The sequence below is a fragment of the Clostridium sp. AM22-11AC genome (assembly GCF_003473545.1).
Taxonomy (GTDB): Bacteria; Bacillota; Clostridia; order Lachnospirales; family Lachnospiraceae; genus Enterocloster.
Genome location: NZ_QUCM01000018.1, coordinates 36,070 through 57,193, shown reverse-complemented (window position 1 = coordinate 57,193; position 21,124 = coordinate 36,070). Strand labels below are relative to the sequence as shown.

At 44.9% G+C, this 21,124-nt stretch carries 20 protein-coding genes and 1 other annotated feature; of the genes, 12 read left to right on the top strand and 8 right to left on the bottom strand.

What is annotated here, in order from left to right; all coding sequences use genetic code 11:
- The first annotated feature begins 66 nt into the window (after nucleotides 1-66).
- Nucleotides 67-591 (top strand): transcription repressor NadR, encoded by a 525-nt coding sequence (locus DW251_RS13660; protein ID WP_021869918.1) that lies wholly within the window; start codon nucleotides 67-69, stop codon nucleotides 589-591.
- Between the two features lie 160 nt (nucleotides 592-751).
- Here the strand turns inward: DW251_RS13660 and uxaC are convergent, their stop codons facing one another.
- Both uxaC and DW251_RS13650 read right to left on the bottom strand, forming a co-directional pair.
- Entirely contained in the window at nucleotides 752-2,167 is a 1,416-nt protein-coding gene (gene uxaC / locus DW251_RS13655; protein ID WP_021869919.1) for a glucuronate isomerase, read from the bottom strand.
- A 29-nt stretch (nucleotides 2,168-2,196) separates the two neighbouring features.
- Nucleotides 2,197-3,201 carry a LacI family DNA-binding transcriptional regulator gene (locus DW251_RS13650; protein ID WP_021869920.1) on the bottom strand — a complete coding sequence of 335 codons (1,005 nt, stop codon included), beginning with the start codon at nucleotides 3,199-3,201 and terminating at the stop codon, nucleotides 2,197-2,199.
- A 239-nt stretch (nucleotides 3,202-3,440) separates the two neighbouring features.
- On the opposite strand from DW251_RS13650, the gene DW251_RS13645 reads away from it, so the two are divergent.
- From DW251_RS13645 to DW251_RS13620, 6 genes are all read left to right on the top strand, one after another.
- Complete coding sequence (locus DW251_RS13645; RefSeq protein ID WP_118301478.1) at nucleotides 3,441-4,925, top strand: altronate dehydratase family protein; 1,485 nt, start codon at nucleotides 3,441-3,443, stop codon at nucleotides 4,923-4,925.
- A 214-nt stretch (nucleotides 4,926-5,139) separates the two neighbouring features.
- Nucleotides 5,140-5,898, top strand: a complete 759-nt coding sequence (locus DW251_RS13640) for an IclR family transcriptional regulator (protein WP_021869922.1) — start codon at nucleotides 5,140-5,142, stop codon at nucleotides 5,896-5,898.
- Between the two features lie 133 nt (nucleotides 5,899-6,031).
- Nucleotides 6,032-6,682 (top strand): bifunctional 2-keto-4-hydroxyglutarate aldolase/2-keto-3-deoxy-6-phosphogluconate aldolase, encoded by a 651-nt coding sequence (locus DW251_RS13635; protein ID WP_021869923.1) that lies wholly within the window; start codon nucleotides 6,032-6,034, stop codon nucleotides 6,680-6,682.
- Between the two features lie 79 nt (nucleotides 6,683-6,761).
- Nucleotides 6,762-7,793, top strand: a complete 1,032-nt coding sequence (locus tag DW251_RS13630) for a sugar kinase (protein ID WP_021869924.1) — start codon at nucleotides 6,762-6,764, stop codon at nucleotides 7,791-7,793.
- Between the two features lie 148 nt (nucleotides 7,794-7,941).
- On the top strand, nucleotides 7,942-8,976 hold the full coding sequence (locus tag DW251_RS13625) for a sugar kinase (protein WP_021869925.1): 1,035 nt from the start codon (nucleotides 7,942-7,944) through the stop codon (nucleotides 8,974-8,976).
- Nucleotides 8,977-9,293: 317 nt separating this feature from the next.
- Nucleotides 9,294-10,025 (top strand): hypothetical protein, encoded by a 732-nt coding sequence (locus DW251_RS13620; RefSeq protein ID WP_118301477.1) that lies wholly within the window; start codon nucleotides 9,294-9,296, stop codon nucleotides 10,023-10,025.
- Between the two features lie 52 nt (nucleotides 10,026-10,077).
- Here the strand turns inward: DW251_RS13620 and DW251_RS13615 are convergent, their stop codons facing one another.
- From DW251_RS13615 to DW251_RS13605, 3 genes are read right to left on the bottom strand one after another with little or no spacing between them, the layout of a single operon-like run.
- Nucleotides 10,078-10,851: an ATP-binding cassette domain-containing protein gene (locus DW251_RS13615; RefSeq protein WP_021869927.1), complete on the bottom strand. Its 774-nt coding sequence runs from the start codon at nucleotides 10,849-10,851 to the stop codon at nucleotides 10,078-10,080.
- On the bottom strand, nucleotides 10,844-11,785 hold the full coding sequence (locus tag DW251_RS13610; RefSeq protein WP_021869928.1) for an ABC transporter permease: 942 nt from the start codon (nucleotides 11,783-11,785) through the stop codon (nucleotides 10,844-10,846). The genes DW251_RS13615 and DW251_RS13610 overlap by 8 nt, the downstream gene beginning before the upstream one ends.
- Nucleotides 11,786-11,818: 33 nt before the next feature.
- The gene (locus DW251_RS13605; RefSeq protein WP_021869929.1) at nucleotides 11,819-12,910 is read right to left on the bottom strand and encodes an ABC transporter substrate-binding protein; all 1,092 of its coding nucleotides are present in this window, start codon (nucleotides 12,908-12,910) and stop codon (nucleotides 11,819-11,821) included.
- A gap of 74 nt (nucleotides 12,911-12,984) precedes the next feature.
- Nucleotides 12,985-13,218, bottom strand: a binding site (T-box leader).
- A gap of 182 nt (nucleotides 13,219-13,400) precedes the next feature.
- Here DW251_RS13605 and DW251_RS13600 point away from each other — a divergent pair.
- Nucleotides 13,401-14,039, top strand: a complete 639-nt coding sequence (locus tag DW251_RS13600) for a cytidylate kinase-like family protein (RefSeq protein WP_118301476.1) — start codon at nucleotides 13,401-13,403, stop codon at nucleotides 14,037-14,039.
- Nucleotides 14,040-14,115: 76 nt separating this feature from the next.
- On the top strand, nucleotides 14,116-14,889 hold the full coding sequence (locus DW251_RS13595; protein ID WP_118301475.1) for a ZIP family metal transporter: 774 nt from the start codon (nucleotides 14,116-14,118) through the stop codon (nucleotides 14,887-14,889).
- Between the two features lie 11 nt (nucleotides 14,890-14,900).
- On the opposite strand, the gene DW251_RS13590 is transcribed toward DW251_RS13595, so the two are convergent.
- The 3 genes from DW251_RS13590 to DW251_RS13580 are packed head-to-tail and all read right to left on the bottom strand — an operon-like array spanning nucleotide 14,901 to nucleotide 16,674.
- Entirely contained in the window at nucleotides 14,901-15,491 is a 591-nt protein-coding gene (locus DW251_RS13590; RefSeq protein WP_021869932.1) for a nitroreductase family protein, read from the bottom strand.
- 42 nt (nucleotides 15,492-15,533) lie between these two features.
- The gene (locus tag DW251_RS13585; protein ID WP_118301474.1) at nucleotides 15,534-15,869 is read right to left on the bottom strand and encodes a hypothetical protein; all 336 of its coding nucleotides are present in this window, start codon (nucleotides 15,867-15,869) and stop codon (nucleotides 15,534-15,536) included.
- A 13-nt stretch (nucleotides 15,870-15,882) separates the two neighbouring features.
- Nucleotides 15,883-16,674 carry an SDR family oxidoreductase gene (locus DW251_RS13580; protein WP_021869934.1) on the bottom strand — a complete coding sequence of 264 codons (792 nt, stop codon included), beginning with the start codon at nucleotides 16,672-16,674 and terminating at the stop codon, nucleotides 15,883-15,885.
- A gap of 99 nt (nucleotides 16,675-16,773) precedes the next feature.
- Between DW251_RS13580 and DW251_RS13575 the strand changes: the two genes are divergently transcribed.
- The 3 genes from DW251_RS13575 (at nucleotide 16,774) to DW251_RS13565 (ending at nucleotide 21,070) form a co-directional block, all read left to right on the top strand.
- The gene (locus DW251_RS13575) at nucleotides 16,774-18,171 is read left to right on the top strand and encodes a PLP-dependent aminotransferase family protein (protein ID WP_118301473.1); all 1,398 of its coding nucleotides are present in this window, start codon (nucleotides 16,774-16,776) and stop codon (nucleotides 18,169-18,171) included.
- Nucleotides 18,172-18,334: 163 nt separating this feature from the next.
- On the top strand, nucleotides 18,335-19,486 hold the full coding sequence (locus DW251_RS13570; protein ID WP_021869936.1) for an iron-containing alcohol dehydrogenase: 1,152 nt from the start codon (nucleotides 18,335-18,337) through the stop codon (nucleotides 19,484-19,486).
- A gap of 99 nt (nucleotides 19,487-19,585) precedes the next feature.
- Entirely contained in the window at nucleotides 19,586-21,070 is a 1,485-nt protein-coding gene (locus tag DW251_RS13565) for an aldehyde dehydrogenase family protein (RefSeq protein WP_118301472.1), read from the top strand.
- The last annotated feature ends 54 nt before the right edge of the window (nucleotides 21,071-21,124 follow it).

Below are 21,124 nucleotides of genomic sequence, written 5' to 3'. Positions count from 1 at the left end.
TATACAGCGAATGGTCAGACTGCTCTCAATGAGAGAACATGCTGCGCAAAAGGAGGGAATTTTATCATGACAGAAGGCGGAAAAAGAAGAGATGGCATTCTTTCACTGTTAGAGGAGAGCGACACTCCATTATCTGGAACAGAACTGGCTCATCGTTTTAAGGTAAGCCGCCAGGTGATCGTTCAGGATATTGCTCTTTTGCGGGCAGAAGATAAGAAGATCCTTTCTACTTACAGGGGATATGTTCTTGACCGGGAAAGTGAAAAAAAGAGAAAATGTATCCGGGTGTTCTGCGTCTGCCATTCTACCAAAGATACCCAGGACGAACTTCAGACCATTGTAGATTATGGTGGCCATGTGCTGGATGTGGCAGTGGATCATCCGCTGTATGGGCAGATCCGTGCAGATCTGATCATCAACAACCGCCTGGATGTAGCAGAGTTTGTAGACCGCATGAACCGCTACAATGCACAGCCTTTAAAGGTTTTGACCGGGGATTACCATTATCATACAGTGACTGCGGAATCGGAGAAAAACCTGGATTTTATTGAGCAGGAACTGCGGAAAAAGGGATACTTAAAAGAAGAATAGAGATAAGAAAAGTAATTGCAGGCATTAAGAAAGCGCCCAACCTCACATTGTGAGGCGGGGCGCTTTTTGCATCTGGTGTAGACTCACGATTAGACTCACGAATTCCGTGCTGACGCACTCTACTGTCTGCTTGCGCAGACAATTCGTTCGTTGTCCCTATTTATTTCACAACATCCAGATCAAATCCGAAGTACTGAACAGCGTTGTTGTAGCTGATGCCCTTAACGATGGACTCTAAGGACTTCATATCTGCCGGATATTCGCCGTTTTCTACCCAGCCGCCAACCAGTGCGCAGAGAACGCGACGGAAGTACTCATGTCTGGTGTAGGATAAGAAGCTTCTGGAGTCGGTCAGCATACCGATGAAGTTGCCCAGGCAGCCTAAGTTAGCCAGGGATACCATCTGATCGGTCATACCTACCTTGTGATCATTGAACCACCAAGCGGAACCCTGCTGGATCTTTCCTGGGAATTTCTCCTGGAAGCAGCCGATGATGGTGCCGATGGAAGCGTTGTCGTTTGGATTTAAGGAGTAAATGATAGTCTTAGGAATATCATTGGTTGCGCTTAATGCATTTAAGAAATCTGCCATCTGTGCGCTTGGAGCGTAGTTGTTGATGCAGTCGTAACCGGTATCTGCGCCTAACTTGTCAAACATGTAAGCGTTGTTGTCACGCTTGCATCCGTAGTGAAGCTGCATAACCCAGTTTCTCTTGGTGTATTCTTTTGCAACGAAGAGCATGAACTCGGTCTTGTACTTTAATTCTTCTTCTCTGGAGATTGCTTCGCCCTTTAAGCCCTTAGCGATGATAGCGTTTACTTCATCCTCAGTAGCTGGAACGTACATAACATACTCTAATGCGTGGTCAGATACACAGCACTTCATGGAAGTAAAGAAATCCATACGGTTCTTTAAAGCTTCCTTTAAGGATGCGAAATCTTTTACTTCAACACCGCTGACCTTGGATAACTGATCCATGTAAGCAGCAAAAGTTGGCTTCTCTACGTTCATAGCCTTGTCTGGACGCCATGCTGGCAGAACCTGTACATCAAAAGTAGTATCTTCAGCCAGTTTCTTGTGCCATTCCAGAGAGTCAACAGGATCATCAGTGGTGCAGATCAGAGTAACGTTAGACTGCTTGATCAGGTTACGGACAGTCATGGAGTCTTCCTGTAACTTAGCGTTGCACAGGTTCCATACTTCCTCAGCAGTATCGCCGTTTAAGTAGCCTTCGTATCCAAAGTATCTTCTTAACTCTAAGTGGCTCCAGTGATACAGTGGGTTGCCGATCAGTTTAGGCATTGTCTCAGCCCATGCCTGGAATTTCTCTCTGTCTGTGCCGTCGCCGGTAATGTATTTCTCATCAACACCGTTAGAACGCATCTGACGCCATTTGTAATGGTCGCCGCCCAGCCATACCTGGGTAATGTTTTCAAACTTACGGTCTTCATAGATCTCCTGTGGGTTGATATGGCAGTGATAGTCTAAGATCGGCATATTTTCTGCGTAATCATGATAGATTGTTTTTGCCATGTCTGTGGATAATAAGAAGTCCTTGTCCAAAAACTGTTTCATAGTGGTAAATCCTCCTTTAAAATTGGAATTTAAAAGTTTGTGGTTTTTCTTTTTATTAAAGCAGAGGCGATGGTTGTCCGGTTTGGGACATTAGCGCCACTGAAAACCCCCATTAAAGTATTGACAGTAGTGGTGCAAAGTGCTTCTACCTTGCTGTCAATGGATGTGATCTCCGGATCTGTACAACGTGCCAGGAGAGAATTATTATACCCGATAATACTAAGCTCTTCCGGCATGGAAATACCGGCTGTATGGGCATATTTTACGGCTCCTACGGCCAGTGAATCGTCAGAAGCCAAAACTGCGTCAAATTTCAGCCCTTCTTCTTTCAGGCTTAAAAGAAGATCCCTGGAATTTTCAAAACTCTTGGAACATTGATGAATCATGGAGTCCTCAACCGGGATACGATTTTCTTTCAATGCTGCTTTGTAGCCCTCCATCTTATTAACACCGCTGTAGGAAACGCTGGTGTAAAGATAAAGGATACGGCTGTGTCCTGAATGGATCAGCTGTAATGTGGCATCATACATAGAGGCATAATCATCACAGACAGTACTGTAGATATTCTTTCCTTCCAGATAACCGTTTACTAACATTACAGGAAGTCCGTCTGCGGCAGCTTCTATAATATAATTATTATCCCGGGAACGCATTTCCACAAATTTGGAACCTGCCAGGATAATAGCATCCACGCGCTTGGAGCGAAGCAGATTAAAATACTTCTGTTTTACATCCAGGTCGTAACCGGTACAGCAGAGGATAGAATCATAATTATGACTGCGCAGTTCCCGCTCCAGATAGTAGATCGCCTCAGCAAGATAAGGATCAGAAGAGTCAGAACACATGATACCGATGGTCTGCATGGTATCAAGTCCCAGTCCCCTGGCAAAAACATTGGGGGTATAACCCAACTCATCCATTACAGCCAGAACCTTCTTGCGGGTGCGTTCACTTACGTTGGGATTGCCGTTGAGTACACGGGAAACCGTAGCAATGGAAACGCCTGCGCGCTCAGAAACGTCATATATATTCATTCAGTAATCCACCTCACATTCTGTAAGCGCTTACACGCTAAGTCTATTATACATACTACTAATAAAGATTGCAACAGTTTTCTATTGACTTCTGTGTAGAAAATAGGTAGAATGATTGTAAGCACTTACAAAGTGATCTGTAGTTAAAATAAATCAAATGTATTCCGGAATCTTTTGCAACAGATTTTATTTTGGGAAGGTTTCCTGAGTACAAAAACAAAGATAGGAGATTAAAGACCATGCAGGACATTGTCAAGATCAATCAGAATGATAACGTTGCCGTTGCTCTTCGTCCTTTAAATGAAGGAGAGACCCTGGATGTAGCAGGAGAAAAGGTAACTCTGGTCCAGGATATCCCACAGGGACATAAATTTGCCCTTCGTGCCATTGCACAGGGTGAAGAGGTAGTTAAATACGGTTTCCGTATCGGCTACGCAAAAGAAGCTATTGAAAAAGGCGCATGGGTACATGTTCATAATGTAAAGACCGCTTTAGGCGATGTTCTTTCTTATGAGTATAAACCAGAAGGAAGCAAGGACGTAGAGCCATCTGGGCATGTATACTTTGACGGCTACCGCAGAGCAGACGGAAAAGTCGGTATCCGTAATGAGATCTGGATCGTTCCAACTGTTGGCTGTGTAAACTCTATTGCAAAGGCTCTTGAGACTGCTGCAAAGAAGTTTGTAGGCGGAAATGTAGAAGATATCATTGCATTCCAGCATCCATATGGATGTTCCCAGATGGGTGATGACCAGGAAAACACCAGAAAAGTTCTGGCAGACATGATCCATCATCCAAATGCAGCAGGTGTTCTGGTATTAGGACTTGGCTGCGAGAACAGCAATATTCCTGTATTAATGGATTACATTGGCGAGTATGATGAGCAGCGTGTTAAATTCTTACAGTGCCAGGATGTAGAAGATGAGATGGAGACCGCTATGGGTATCCTGGAAGAACTGGCAACCTATGCAAACGCATTCTCCAGAGAGAAGATCGACGCAAGCGAACTGATCATCGGTATGAAGTGCGGTGGTTCTGACGGACTTTCCGGTATCACTGCAAACCCTGTAGTTGGTGCTTTCTCTGATCTGTTAGTAAGCAAGGGCGGAACTACTATTTTAACAGAGGTTCCGGAAATGTTTGGTGCAGAGACTCTGTTAATGAACCGCTGCGCAACTCCGGAGCTTTTTGACAAGACCGTAGCTCTGATCAACAACTTCAAGAACTACTTTACCAGCCACAACCAGACTATTTATGAGAACCCATCCCCAGGTAACAAGAAGGGCGGTATCTCTACTCTGGAGGATAAATCCTTAGGATGCACCCAGAAGTCAGGAAGTTCTTTAGTAAAGGGTGTATTAGAGTATGCGGAGCCAGTTAAGGTTAAGGGATTAAACCTCTTAAGCGCACCTGGAAATGACCTGGTAGCAGCAACTGCGCTGGCAGTATCCGGCGCTCATATGGTATTGTTTACTACCGGCCGCGGCACTCCGTTTGCTTCCCCTGTTCCAACTGTAAAGATCTCCAGTAACTCCAAGCTTGCAGGACACAAGTCCAACTGGATCGATTTCAATGCGGGACAGATGGTAGAGGATAAGACCAAAGAAGAACTGGCACAGGATCTGTTAAACTATGTATTGGAAGTTGCTTCCGGACGCAAGGTTAAATCAGAAGCAGCCGGTTTTCATGATATGGCAATCTTCAAACAGGGTGTAACTCTGTAAGTATTAGTGAACAAAACAGTTACGGTTCATGCGTTGCATGACCGGCAACGGAATTTGATCTGACTGTGCCAGGAAAACAAAAGCGCATCTTGTAATCTGTTTCAGGATGCGCTATACTAAAAGAAGAAAATCGTATATGCGTATAAGAAACATATATACGACCAAATACAAAAGACATATATGATCGACAGAACCTGATGCAGGAGGAACATAAATGAAATTAAACCGGACAACGCTGCGCACAGTGGATATACTGAAAATGGTTTCCAAAAAGCCGGATGGTATTACACTGGATGAGATCTGTGAGAAGTTAGAACTTCCAAAGACCAGCGCCTATGACATTATCACAACACTGGCACATACAGGTATGGTCCATGTGGTAAAGGGGCAGAAGCAGCGTTATACCATCGGACTTACTGCTTATCGTGTAGGAATTAATTATACAAATAACCTGGATTTTATCGGTACCATTGATCCTGTATTAAAAGCTTTTGCGAAAGAAGTGGGAAAGACCGTATTCTTTGGAGTGCGTTCAGATGACTCTATTGTTTACATCTGTAAATTTGAGCCGGAAAATCCCATTATCACAACAGCGACTGTAGGAACCAAGAACCCATTGTACTGTACTTCCCTTGGAAAGGCCATTATGGCAAATATGGAGCAGGAAGAGCGGGATGCCTTAGCAGACCGGATCAATTTCCGTCCCCATACCCAGCGTACCATTCAGGACAAGACTCATTTCATAGAAGAACTGGATCGGGTCCGGGAAAATGGATACGCCTTTGACGCAAGGGAGTTGGAGGAACATATGGAATGTGTAGGTTCCCCTGTTTTCGGCCCGGATGGGAATGTGATCGGGGCCATCAGTGTGTCCAGTCTTTACAAGCCTACAGAGGATTATGACGCCTTAGGAAGGCTGGTTTGCGAGAAGGCAAAAGCGCTTTCAAGACTTTTGGGATTTTTGGGTAAATAAAACAGGATAAAAGATAATAATTTATCTGTTTTGCTGTTGACAAATCAGTTGGTAACTATTAAAATTTAAGTATAAATCGTAAATATGAAATTAATTCGTATTTACGAACCTCATCGAAAGAAGGAGAAGAAAAATGAAAAAAGAACATGTTTTAGCAAGACTGAAAGAAGACTGCCTGGTTGCTGTAGTACGTGCAAAGAATTATGAGCAGGGTGAGAAGGTAGTAGATGCTATTATTGAAGGTGGCATCAACTTTATCGAGCTGACCATGACTATGGATGACGGTGATCCAGTAGGCTTCATCAAGAAGATGGCTGACAAGTATAAAGACAATGACAAGATCGTGATCGGTGCTGGTACCGTTCTGGATCCAGAGACTGCAAGAGCTTGCATCTTAGCAGGTGCTAACTACATCGTAAGCCCAGGCTTAAATGTAGAGACCATCAAGCTTTGCAACCGTTACAGAGTACCAATGCTGCCAGGCGTTATGACTCCAAGCGAAGCTATTACCGCTATGGAAGCTGGATGCGATGTAATCAAGATCTTCCCAGGAAATATCGTAGGACCTGCAGCTATCAGCTCCTTCAAGGGACCTCTGCCACAGGGTGAGTTCATGCCATCCGGCGGTGTTGACGTAGACAACGTTGATAAGTGGATCCATGCTGGTGCATACGCAGTTGGTACCGGAAGCAGCCTTACAAAGGGCGCTAAGACTGGTGATTTCGCAGCTGTAACTGCAAAGGCTCAGGAATTCGTTAAGGCTGTAGCAGCAGCAAGAGCATAATTGTTAATAAATTTCTTACAGTTCAGCCATGCGCTGAACTGTAATATCAATTTTCACATATCTTAAGGAGAATATTAAAATGGCAAAGATTGTTACCATGGGCGAGATCATGTTAAGATTATCTACCCCAAATAATGAAAAATTTATCCAGGCAGATGAGTTTGATGTAAACTACGGCGGCGGCGAGGCTAACGTAGCTGTATCTTTAGCTAACTATGGTCATGACGTACAGTTCGTTACTGCAGTACCAGCTAACCCAATCGGTGAGTGCGCAGTAGCAGCTTTAAGAAAATACAATGTAGGTACAAAGTACATCGCAAGAAGCGGTGAGAGACTGGGAATTTACTACTTAGAGACCGGTTCTGCAATGAGAGCTTCCAACGTAGTTTATGACCGTGCACACAGCTCTATCTCTACTGCAACTGCAGATGAGTTCAACTTCGATGAGATCTTTGCTGATGCTGACTGGTTCCACTTCACCGGTATCACTCCAGCTGTCAGCGATGCAGCAATCGAACTGACTGAGGCAGCTTTAAAGGCAGCTAAGGCTCACGGCGTAACTGTTTCCGTAGACTTAAACTTCCGTAAGAAACTGTGGTCTTCCGAGAAGGCTCAGAAGGTTATGACCAACCTGATGCAGTATGTTGATGTTTGCATCGGTAACGAAGAGGATGCAGAGAAGGTTCTTGGCTTCAAGCCAGGCAACACTGATGTTACTTCCGGAGAACTGGAATTAGCTGGATACGTTGACATCTTTAATCAGATGGCTGACAAGTTCGGATTTAAGTACATCATCAGCTCCTTACGTGAAAGCCACAGCGCTTCCAACAATGACTGGTCTGCTTGCATCATGGACGGACAGACTCGTGAATTCTACCACTCCAGAAAGTACCACATCGCTCCAATCGTTGACCGTGTAGGCGGCGGCGACTCCTTCGCAGGTGGTCTGATCTGCGGTCTGGCTGATGGCAAGGATATGAAGGCAGCTCTGGAATTCGCAGTAGCAGCTTCCGCATTAAAGCACACCATCCCTGGAGACTTCAACCTGGTAACCCGTGCAGAAGTTGAAACCTTAGCAGGCGGCGACGGTTCAGGTCGTGTACAGAGATAATTACTCTTCTTAAGAGTTAAAAATTAAGACCGAAAGGCCTGTTTGGAAATAGCGTTCCTGGAATGTATTTTCAGACAGGCCTTTTCTTTAGAAATTTTCTTTAATAATACGTTTATGAAAATTTTTTAAACTTCAGGAGGATATGAAAATGGGAGAGATAAAAGGAAGAACATTTGACCTGCTGACATTAGGTCAGCTTCTTTTAAGACTGTCACCACCAGACAATGACCGTCTTTCCAGAGGTGATACATTTGTAAAACAGGTAGGCGGTGCAGAATTAAACGTAGCAGTTGGTGCGTCTCTGTTAGGCCTTCATACCGGTGTTATCTCCAAACTTCCGTCACATGATATCGGCAGCTTTATGAAAGGTAAGATCCGTTCCTTTGGTGTCAGTGATGACTTTTTTATGTATGATCATTCTCCATCAGCCCGTGTAGGTATTTATTACTATGAAAACGGTGCATACCCAAGAAAACCAAAGGTTATTTATGACCGTATGAACAGTTCTTTCTTTACTCTGGATATTGATGAGATCCCGGAGGAAGTATACACAGCTTCCAAGTGTTTCCATACCACCGGTATTACTCTGGCTCTTAGTGAGAAGATCAGAGAGACTACCATTGAGATGATCAAACGTTTCAAAGAAGCAGGAACCCTGGTTTCTTTTGATGTAAACTTCCGTGGAAACTTGTGGACGGGTGATGAAGCAAGAGAATGCATTGAGCGTATCCTTCCTTATGTAGATATCTTCTTCTGCTCTGAAGATACTGCAAGACTGACCTTCTTAAAGACTGGTACAGCAAAAGAAATGATGAAGAGCTTTACAGAAGAATATCCGATCTCTATCGTAGCTTCCACCCAGCGTATCGTACACAGCCCGAAACGCCATACCTTTGGTTCTGTGATCTATGATGCAGCAAGAGATACTTTCTACGAAGAAGAGCCATATCGTGACATTGAAGTAGTAGACCGTATCGGTAGTGGTGATGCTTATATTTCCGGCGCTCTCTACGGCCTGTTAAGCAGCGGTGGTGACTGCCAGAAGGCAGTTGCTTTTGGAAACGCCACAGCAGCTGTAAAGAACACCATTCCTGGAGATCTTCCATCCTCTAACCTGGAAGAAATCGAGACCATTATCAAGGCCCATAATCAGACCGGACCACAGAGTGAGATGGCAAGATAATAAAAGCCTGTTAAAAGGTTTCAAAACTATATTGTATATAAAAAAAGGAGCTTTCCTGTAATTATATGGGAAGGCTCCTGTTTTGTTGTAGAGATTTAAAAAAGACTTAAGAAAAGCTTTATTGGATGTAAGGGGAATATAGTATATAATGAACGCAGAGAAAAACAAGCGGCTGCGTCAGCAGACATTTGTTTTTCTCAAGTCATTAACGAAGGTTCCGCCTGCGTCAGCAGGCAGTGGAGCGCGTCAGCACGGGAACCTGAGTATTAGAGCACAGTTAAAGAAATGATCTTTGTTATAGAAAAGGAGAAATCATATTGAGAAAATATCATTTATACGCAGCAGTATTATGCAGCGCAGCAGTTTTAGGCCTTGGCGGATGCTCCAATAAAGTGGATGCGGCAACCACATTGCCTCTTGTAAATGAGTCAAGACCAGTGGTGGTAGAGTCTGAAGAACCTACTTCTTCTGCAGAAGAGACTACCGTTGTAGAAACTGTAAGCGGCACGATCGAAAGTGCAGAAGAGCAGCCAGAGCAGGCAGAAGACTCTGTATGCCTGTTTGGACCGGCTACCCAGATGGAAGATGGCAGATTATCCATTGACAGTCAGGCAGATCAGGGATATCAGGGAGAAGTGATCTTAAACGTTTCCCAGGAGTCTACTTATGTATTAGACGCAGTTTCCGGTCTTCCAATAGAACTTTCTGATATTAAAGACGGAGACACCATCTACGCTTACATCGGACCGGCAATGACCATGAGCCTTCCGCCAATGACCAATGCGACGATGATCTTTGCCAATGTTCCGGCAGATTTTAAGGTTCCGGACTATGTAACAGTTAAATCAGTAGTGACAGATGCAGCTTCTTCCCAGTCTGTACTGACTGCTATGGACGGCACAGAATATACACTGGCAGATGACTGTGGGATCGTACCGTATCTTACCAGAAATATTGTTACGTTAGATGACCTGACTCAGGGCAGAAAAGCAGTGGTATGGTCTGATGGAGAGAATACAGCAACACGGATCATGGTATTTGCAGAATAAAAATTGAATGAAAGAATTAAGGGACGCACCGGTTGGCGCGTCCCTTTGCTATCTAGTTTCCACACTCAATACTGATCTCATTAAATTTCTTAAGGATATGATCAATGGTAGTAGCGTCTTTTTCTGCGCCTGCTTTATCGATCACTGCATGTCCCTGGTGCATCATTAACAGTCTGTCACCATATTCCACAGCAAAGCGGAGATTGTGGGTGACCATAATGGTAGTCAGGTTCTTTTCACGGACTACTTTGTTGGTCAGTTCCATGATCGTTTCCGCAGTTTTTGGATCCAGAGCAGCAGTGTGTTCATCCAGGATCAGGAATTCAATAGGAGTCATAGTGGACATTAAAAGTGCCATTGCCTGGCGCTGTCCGCCGGAGAGAACGCCTACTTTTACGTCCATTTTATCTTCCAGTCCAAGGCCAAGGGAGCGGAGAGATTCGCGGTAGAATTCCAGGCGCTGTTTGTTGGTTCCAGGACGGAGATTGAAGGCTTTGCCCTTATTATCTGCTAAAGCCATGTTCTCTGCAATGGTCATAGAAGGGCAGGTTCCCATAGACGGGTTCTGGTAAACGCGTCCAATGCGGCGCTGACGCTTGTATTCCGGCATTTTGGTAATGTCTTCGCCACCGATGATAATACGGCCGTCATCTAACGGGATACTTCCGCAGATGATATTTAAAAGAGAAGTTTTACCGGAACCATTGCTTCCTACTACGGATACAAACTGGTGGTCTTCAATGGTTAAGTTAAAATCATTAAACAGGCACATTTCATTTACTGTACCTGCGTTGTAATATTTATGGATGTGTTTTAATTCAAGCATGGCTCTTTACCTTCTTTCCGCCGGAAGGGCTTACTACAAGGATGATCAGGAATAATACAGAAGTGATCAGCTTCAAGTCGGATGCAGTGACAGGAATGGAAAGGTCCAGTCCTGCAATGTGCAGGTCATTTAACAGCAGCGCAATGGATACGCAGGCTTTGTATACAATGGAACCGATGATAACAGCAGTAGTAGAGCGGATAAATCCAACTCTTTTTAACAGCTGGGTTCCGATGATCACATTTGCAAGGCCGATGACCATGGTACCAGTACCGATGGAGATCTCAAAGAAGCCTTTCTGCTGGCAGTAAACGCTTCCTGCAAGAGCTGCAAAACCGTTTGCAATAGCAAGACCTACGATCTTTACAAGGCCTTTGTCTTTTGCAAGAGAAGTGACCAGTACGTCATTGTCACCAACTGCACGAAGCAGGTATCCGGAACGTGTCTGTAAGTAAGCGTCTAATAACACCTTGCAGATCATAACGATCACAAACAGGATAATGGTCACGATAAATGGGGATGCAGCTTCCGGCACATGAGCGGAAAGGAAGGAATTGGAAAAGATGGTTTCCTTACTAAAAATAGGAAGGTTTGCTTTTCCTGCGATCCTTAAATTAATGGAATAGAGGGCCGTCATGACAATGATACCGGAGAGCAGGTCACGTACTTTCAACTTTACGTGGATGAGACCGGTGATACAGCCGGCTAAAGCACCCACTGTAAAGGAAATGAATAATGCTGCTACAGGTGAAATGGTACCAATGAAAGGAAGCCCGTTTGCAATGCCTGCTGCAGTCACTGCAGCGCCAAGTGGGAAGGTGCCGTCTACAGACAGATCCGGGAAGTCCAGGATCTTATAAGTGATGTAAACGCCCAGAGCCATGATGGCATATACAAGGCCTTCTTCCAGAATACCGAAAATGATCGTTGTCATGATGTTCCTCCAATACTTGTGTTCCTACTAAAATTACTCTGTAATGCTGTCAAAGAGTTCAGCAGCATTTCCTGTTAAAGACTCAGGAAGAGTGATGCCAAGATTTTCAGCTACTTTGGTGTTGCCGTAGAATGCAGCATCCTTAATGGTCTCAAAGTTTAATTCACTTGCTTTTGCTTCGCCTTTTAATACCTTTGCAGCCATTTCACCGGTCTGCTTGCCAAGTTCTACATAATCAAGACCCATAGCAGCCAGGCAGCCGATCTTTACCTGCTCGATCTCACTTCCGAATACAGGAATGTTCTTTGCGGAAGCCTTGCTTAAGATAACAGGAAGAGATGCTACTACTGTATTATCGGTCAGATTTGTGATACAGTCAACCTTTCCAATTAAAGTATCTGCTGCCAGAGGAATATCTGCAGAAGAGGAGATACCGGAGTCTACGATCTCAAAGTCATAATTTGGAGCCAGTTCCTTGTATTCTGCAATCGCAGACTCAGAGTTTACTTCGCTGGTGGTGTACATGATACCGATGGTCTTTGCATCAGGTAAGATCTCGCGGATCATCTTTAACTGCTGCTCTACAGGAAGCTTATCGCTGGTACCTGTGATCTCGCCGATTGGGATTCCGTCTGCATTTGCCAGTTCGGCTGCAACTGGGTCAGTAACTGCGGTGAAGATAACAGGAATATCAGATTTCATAGCCACGCTATATTCAGCCTGAGCCATAGGAGTTGCGATACCACACATTAAATCTACGTTCTTTCCTGCAAATGTATTGGCGATCTGTGCGGAAGTACCGCCGTCAGCCTGTGCATTCTGATAAAGAACGGTTAAGTTCTTTCCTTCTTCAATGCCTTCTGCTGCAAGGCCTTCTAAGAAACCTTCACGGCAGTTGTCAAGAGAGCCGTGCTCTGCAAACTGGCCGATACCGATGGTGTAGGAGCCGTCTGCATCAGCGGTGTTTTCTGCTTCGCTGGAAGCTTCCTCGGAGGATGCTGCCTCAGAAGAAGGGGCTGCTGTGGTATCTGCTGCTGTAGTAGCAGTAGAAGAGGAGCTTCCGCAGCCTGTTAATAAAGCTGCGCCCATTGCTGCGGTTAAAAGGAATGCCATAGATTTTTTCATAATACTTACCTCCTGAAAATAAAATTTGAAATAATATTTTGGAATAAAAAAAGTCCCAAACACAATACGATTGTGATTGAGACGAATATGATCCGCGGTGCCACTCAAATTGACTGAAAGTCCACTTTTCACATACTAACATATGTGCTGCAAATGTAACGGGTGCAGAGTCCGTCAGTCCCTACTGAAATATTTCAAGACTGCCCTCAAAAGTCCATTCAGCTGCCTGCCTTATACCGCAATCCCACCACCTGCGGCTCTCTGTGCTAATGCATTGGAAGCTTACTCCTCTTTCTCAACGGTTTAGCTGTTAATCCGTATCTTAATACATAGGGCGGGTTTTGTCAACTGTTTTTTGCAAAGCTGTATCCGTTGCACCTGTTGTTATGAGAAATTTGAAGAAAAATTTCAGTAAATTTCAGATAATATAGTGTTCGGTTAGGTAAAAATGTGCTATACTTAAGATAGCAAAACAAGGGAGGTCGGTCATATGAGCGATAAACATTATGTGATCACAATCGAGCGTCAGTACGGAAGCGGCGGACGTATTACAGGTATGCGCCTTGCAGAAGAGCTGGGTATTCATTATTATGATGAAGAGATCCTGAAAATGACATCAGAGACCAGTGCTATTGGAGAACAGTACTTCCGTCTTGCAGATGAAAAAGCAGGGAATAACTTATTATATCGTACAGTTACCAATATGAAGCCGGAGCTTTCCGCACCTGTAAAGGATGGACATAGGCTTACATCACCGGAAAATCTGTTCCGCTTCCAGTCCGAGGTCATCCGCAAGCTGGCAGAGTCTGAAAACTGCATTATCATTGGACGCTGTGGCAATTATGTTCTTCAGGATCAGTTAGATGATGTAGTCCGCATTTTCGTCTATGCAGATACGGTTACCAGAGTCCGCAGAGTTATGGACGTAGACAAGGTAGACGAAGAAGAAGCACTGCGCCGCATGAAGAAGATCGATAAGGAGCGCACAGAGTATCATAAATATTTCACTGGCAGAAACTGGATGGATATGGAAAATTATGACCTTCCTATTAATGCCAGCCGTATTGATTATGATCAGATGATCAAACTGATCAAAGATTATCTGAAACTTCGGGGAATGATCGACTGATCGTTATGACGATGCTCTTTAGAGATGGTAGATCCGCCTATGGATGGGGCAGCAATGTAGCAACATGAGGTAGCAGATGGATATTTTAACAGGAATACTGATCCCTTTTATAGGAACCACAGCAGGCAGCGCCTGCGTGTTCTTCCTGCGGGGAGAATTAAAGCCCGGAGTGCAGAAAGCATTTCTGGGCTTTGCTTCGGGAGTGATGGTGGCTGCTTCTGTGTGGTCCCTTCTGATCCCGGCTATGGAAATGAGTGATGGACTTGGAAGACTGGCTTTTCTTCCGGCAGTAACTGGCTTCCTTTTAGGAATGGCGTTTTTGCTGTTTCTGGATATGGTAGTTCCTCATCTTCATATGGATACGGATCAGCCGGAAGGCGCAAAAAGCAATTGGAAAAAGAGCACTATGCTGGTTCTTGCAGTGACCTTACATAACATACCGGAAGGAATGGCAGTTGGTGTGGCTTTTGCAGGTATGCTGGCAAAAAGTGAGTCCATTACACTGGCAGGCGCCATGGCATTGTCACTGGGAATTGCGATCCAGAATTTCCCGGAAGGAGCGGTTATCTCCCTTCCTTTAAAAGAAGCGGCAGGGCAGAAAAAAGCCTTTGTCTACGGTATGCTTTCCGGTATTGTAGAGCCCATCGGCGCCGGTCTTATGCTGTTATTGGCAGAAAAACTGGAGCCCTTTATGCCATATTTCCTTTCCTTTGCAGCAGGTGCCATGCTTTACGTAGTAGTGGAAGAACTGGTGCCGGAAGCATCAGAAGGGGAACATTCCAATATTGGTACCATCGGATTTGCCATTGGGTTTGCATTGATGATGGTCCTTGATGTGGCATTGGGATAATGCAGGTTGTGTTACTTTCGCCACTCCACAGTCAGTTCTGCTTTTCGTCTTGGTCTTGGAGCAGGTGCTTCATCTGCGTAGCCTACAGCCAAGGCAGCATAGAGCTGGCCGTCAGCATTTAACCAGTGATTTAATTCTTCCTGAGCAAAAAACGTATTACAGATCCAAAGACTTCCAAGGCCCAGTTCTGTGGCAGCCAGTGTCATGTTTTCAATGGCAGCTCCCATGGACTGGGCATTGCATATTTCTGACACACGTTCATCAATGGCCAGCGGCTGATCCATAGGAGAGGCCAGAGGGTCTGTGATAAAAATAATAACAGGTGCTTCTTTCATGATCTTAAGGGTTGCCCTGGCACCATCTAAATAAGGGGCACTTTCTGGGAGAAAAGGCTGTTTTTCTTCCCGTTTCAGTCCTGCTTCCATGGCTTTAAGGACCTGTTCCTTTGCAGAGCCTGTTGTTACGATAAAATGCCATGGCTGCCGGTTTTTAGAGGAAGGAGCCAGCATGCCGGCTTTTAATATTTCTTCTATTAATTCTTTTTTTACAGGAATGTCTTTATAGCGGCGGATGCTCCGTCTGCTTTCTATTTCTTTTATCATGAGTACAGATCCTTTCATTGTATAGGATGTTGTGAGATTGTATTATTTCGGTCGCACGGTCAGTCGGCGGATATGTCCGTCTGCGGTCAGCTGCTGTAAGCTGGCAATAGCCATGACCTGGTAACCGCCGTAGGAGGCGATAAATTCTGCCTGTGAGCCGTTCAGGATCGTGGGCGATAATATGGAATACTGACAGAAGAGAAACTTATTCCGGAAAAACATGGAAATGGCTTCTTTTCCATATAAATGAAATTCGTGCTGGGATGTGCCGTTGGCGCAGTAATCACAGTAGTGGCCGTTTTTGGTAAATAATTCTGCCAGGGCTTCAAAATCTTTTGTTTCAAGAGCTGTGAGATATTTCTGGATAACAGGTTCCATGAAAGTTTCCTTTCTAATATACTTTTTCTGAATTGAGAAGGGCGTCTGTGCCGCCGTCCACAAACATGATAATGCCGTTGACGCCTCTTGCTTCTTTTGAAATAAGGAAATTAATGGCAGAGGCGATCTCATCCGGTTCCATAAGAGTCTCTTTGCCATATTTGGTAGGAATAGGAAGGGCATTTAATGCCGTCTTTTCATCCACAGACATAGTGGCAGTCATGGATGTGTTTACGTTTCCAGGTGCCACTGCGTTGATGCGAACCCCATTTGCGGCATAAGAGGCAGAATGGCGGCGGACCCATCTGGCTAAGGCATACTTGGAAGCCACGTACAGGCGGTTACCTGTAAGAAGGTCATTTTCATCTAAATTGGAAACCAGATCCAGGATGCGAAGTTCATCTTCATTATTATTATTTAAAATATCTGCCAAGTCCATGCGCAGGTCTCCCTGGGAGATAGCATTGGAAACAGTGGCTACGCAGCTGCCGCCTTTTTTCTCTAAAAGATCGTAGGCCCCTTTTATAATAGAAATCGTTCCGAAAAAGTTTAAAGAAAGGATCAGGCGCAGATCGTGACAGGAACCGGGAACGCCGGCGCATAAGATCAGACCGTCTAAACCTTCTGGATGCAGCTCGTGTAATTCATCAATTACTTTCTGCCGTCCTTCTGGAATAGAAAGGTCGGCCTGGATATCTCCTGTTTTCCAGTCGATATTGATAGTCTCATGTCCCTGTTTTTCTAATTGACTGATCACACGCAGGCCGATCCCACCGGAACCGCCGGTAATTGCATAGACTCCCATAAGTGATCCTCCGGTTTACAAATAATTTTCTTTCTATTATAATCGAAATTGATACCAATGTAATACCCAGAATAGTGAAAAAAAAGGATACCAGATGAAATGCTGCATTATGAGTTAGAGAAGAAAAAGGGCAGTTCTCTCTATGAAGAACTGTATCAGAAACTGAAAGAAGACATTTTAAGAGGGCGGATCCTGCCGGGGACCAAGCTGCCTTCCAAAAGGGAGCTGGCCAGGGATAATGGCATCAGCGTAAAGACAGTTTTAAGCGCCTACGAACAGTTGGTGGTAGAAGGCTATCTTTATTCCAAAGAGAAAAAAGGCTATTTTGTGGCGGCAGTGGAAGCTATGCCGGAGTATAAACCTGTAGTGGCAGAATATCCCCAACTTTACAGGGAAGATCAATGGTTTGCGGATTTTACAGCCAACAACACAGTGTATGATAAATTTCCATTTTCCATGTGGAGAAAGGTCATGAGGGAGGTGCTGTCAGAGTATGACAAAGAACTGGTAAAAAGAGGTCATTTTCTGGGAGTCCGCCAGCTGCGGGAGACCATTGCGGATTACTTATACCGCACCCGTGGAATGACCATTTCTCCTGAATGCATTGTGATCGGAGCCAGTATTGAATACCTGTATAGCCGTCTGATCAAGCTTCTGCCTGCAGACGCAGTCTATGCTGTGGAAAACCCGGGATATAAGAAAATCCCTGTGATCTATGAAGAATATGGGCTGAAGTGGAAGAGTATAGCCATGGACGATGGGGGAATCCATATGAAAAGCCTGCAAGACAGCGGGGCAGACATTATCCATGTATCCCCGGAGCACCATTATCCATTGGGAACAGTTATGTCTGCATCCAGGCGTCAGGAGCTTTTAAGCTGGGCTTCAGAAAAAGAAGAACGCTATATCATAGAGGATGATTATGACTGCGAATTCCGCTATCGTTCCCGGTCTATTCCCGCACTTGGGAGCATGGACTCCCACGAAAGCGTGATCTATATGAACACCTTCAGCAAGACCCTGACACCGGCTATCCGTATCAGCTATATGGTCCTTCCGGAGAAGCTGATGCGCCGCTACATTGATACCGCCAATTTTTACTGCAATACAGCCTCTACCTGTGAGCAGTATGCTCTGGCAAGATTTATTGAAAATGGCTATTTTGAGCGCCATTTAAGCCGTCTTAAGAAGTTTTATCATGCAGAAGGAGAACGTTTAAAGCGTATCTTAAAACAATCGGTGCTACTGCCAGCAGTCAGCGTGGACGGAGGTGAGAGCGGCACTCATCTGTTGGTAAAAGTAGATACTTCCATGACAGATACGGAGATTGAAGAGGCAGCGGAAAATATGGGTATCCATATTTCATGTCTGTCCCGGTTCTGCAGTGAGAAGAACCCGGAATATGATCATATTTTAGTGTTAAATTATTCTGATATGGATGAAAGCCGCCTGACGGAAGCGGTGAGAAGACTGGGTAATATTTTTATCCAGTGGTAAAATCTGATATCCTTTAATAGTTTTATTTTGGATATTTTAAAGATATCAGATCAGTGTTACCATGAGCCTACCGACACACAGGGAGGAATAAAGTGTTCCAAAATAAAAACTCCCTGTAGGAAAATGAGTGAAAAAAATAAGCAAAGAAACGAGGTACGGACACATGGGAACAACTTATTATTTTCTGCCTACAAGAAACTTATTTGGAGAAGATTCCGTAAAGGAAACAGGTTCCTTAATGCAGAGCCTGGGAGGAAAGAAAACTCTCATTGTAACAGACGCATTTCTGGCAAAACAGGGAATGGCCCGGATGGTTCAGGATATCTTAAAGGACTCTGGTGTTGAAAGCGTTGTATTTGGCGGGGTAGAGCCAAACCCGAAGGATGTAAACGTAGAAGCCGGTCTTAAGGTATTCAAGGAAAATGGATGCGACTCTATTATCTCTCTTGGCGGTGGTTCTTCCCACGACTGTGCAAAGGGTATCGGCATTGTAGCTTCCAATGGAGGAAACATCCGGGATTATGAGGGTGTGGACAAGTCACAAAAGCCTATGTGCCCTATGGTTGCCATCAACACCACAGCAGGAACTGCTTCTGAGATCACCCGCTTCTGTATCATTACAGATACCAGTCGTCATGTAAAAATGGCGATCGTAGACTGGAGAGTGACACCACAGATCGCCATCAATGATCCCAAGCTGATGGTAGGCATGCCACCGTCACTGACAGCAGCTACCGGAATGGATGCTTTGACCCATGCTATTGAAGCTTATGTTTCTACCAATGCAAATCCACTGACAGATGCAGCTGCTACCATGGCTATTACCATGATCACACGGTATCTGCCAAAGGCAGTCGCAAATGGAGAATACATGAAGGCAAGAGACAAAATGGCATACGGACAGTACCTGGCCGGTATCGCTTTTAACAATGCTTCCTTAGGTTATGTTCATGCGATGGCTCATCAGTTAGGTGGTTTCTACAACCTGCCTCATGGTGTGTGCAACGCTATCCTCCTTCCTCATGTAGAAGAGTTTAACCTGATCGGAAATGCAAACCGCTTCAGAGACATTGCAAAGGCAATGGGTGAAAACATTGACGGACTTTCCACTATGGAAGCAGCCAGAAAAGCCATTGCAGCCATCCGCCAGCTCAGCGAGCAGGTAGGTATCCCACAGAACCTGAGAAGTCTTGGAGTAAAAGAAGAAGACTATGAGATCATGGCTGAAAATGCAATGAAGGACGTATGCCAGCTGACCAACCCGAGAAAGGCTACCAAAGAACAGGTAATCGGAATTTTCAAGGCTGCTTATTAATAAGATCTGCGGGCTTTATGAAAATGGAAATGGAAATGGTCCAGTGGCAAAAGGCATGAAAGACTGCAAAGAAATTGCATAAGAAAGGCGGAAAATAATATGGAAAAGGCAAAGTTACAGGAACGTTATCAGTTATTTATCGGAGGTCAGTGGAAAGATGCTTCTGCCCATGAAACATTTAAAACAATCTGCCCGGCAGACGGAAGCGTATTAGCAGAGTGTGCCCAGGCAACAAAGGAAGATGTAGATGAGGCAGTAAAAGCAGCATGGGAAGCTTTTAAAACATGGAAGCATACTACAGTTGCAGAAAGAGCCGCCGTTTTAAATAAGATCGCTGCCATCATTGATGAAAATAAGGAACATCTGGCTATGGTAGAGTCCATGGACAACGGCAAGCCCATCCGTGAGACACTGGCAGTAGATATCCCTATGGCAGCTGACCATTTCCGCTACTTTGCAGGCTGCATCCAGGCAGAAGAGGGAAGTGCCAATATTCTTGGCAAAGACACCTTAAGCCTGATCTTAAGAGAACCGATCGGCGTAGTAGGCCAGATCGTTCCATGGAACTTCCCATTTTTAATGGCAGCATGGAAACTGGCTCCTGTTCTTGCCAGCGGCTGCTGTACTGTATTTAAGACATCCAGCACCACACCTTTAAGCGTTCTGGAATTTGCAAGACTGGTCCAGGATGTGATCCCTGCAGGCGTATTTAACGTGATCACCGGTTCCGGCTCCAAATCCGGTCAGTATATGTTAGATCATCCGGGCTTTAGAAAACTTGCCTTTACCGGCTCTACAGAAGTAGGACGAAATGTAGCTCTGGCAGCAGCCCAGAAACTGATCCCTGCTACACTGGAGCTGGGTGGAAAATCTGCCAATATCTTCTTTGAAGACTGTGACTGGGAAATGGCAATGGACGGACTTCAGATGGGCATCCTCTTTAACCAGGGCCAGGTTTGCTGCGCAGGTTCCAGAGTCTTTGTCCAGGAAAGCATTTATGACCGTTTTGTAGAAGAGGCTGTAAAACGCTTTAATAAAGTAAAAGTAGGTCTTCCATGGAAAGAAGAGACCCAGATGGGAAGCCAGATCGACCGCAGACAGATGGAAAAGATCTTAAAATATGTGGAGATCGGCAAGGAAGAAGGCGCAAAGGTGCTTTGCGGCGGTGTACAGGCGAAAGAAGGAGAACTGGAAAAAGGCTGCTTCCTGCGTCCAACCTTATTAGGAGATGTGACCAACGATATGCGCGTTGCCCAGGAAGAGATTTTCGGACCAGTTGCATGCATCATCAAGTTTAAAACAGAGGAAGAAGTCCTTGCCATGGCAAATGACAGTGCCTACGGCTTAGGCGGTGCTGTTTGGACCAGAGATATCAACAGGGCCCTTCGTGTGGCAAGAGGCGTGGAAACAGGACGTATGTGGGTCAACACCTACAATGCGATCCCGGAAGGCGCTCCATTTGGCGGCTGCAAGGCATCCGGTATCGGAAGAGAGACCCATAAGGTCATCCTGGAACATTATACCCAGATGAAGAACATTATGATTAATATGGCAGAGGCGCCTACTGGATTTTATCCGGCATAGGATGTAAATAAAAAATGATTCCATCCTTTTGACATTTTTTGAGTTGAGAAATAT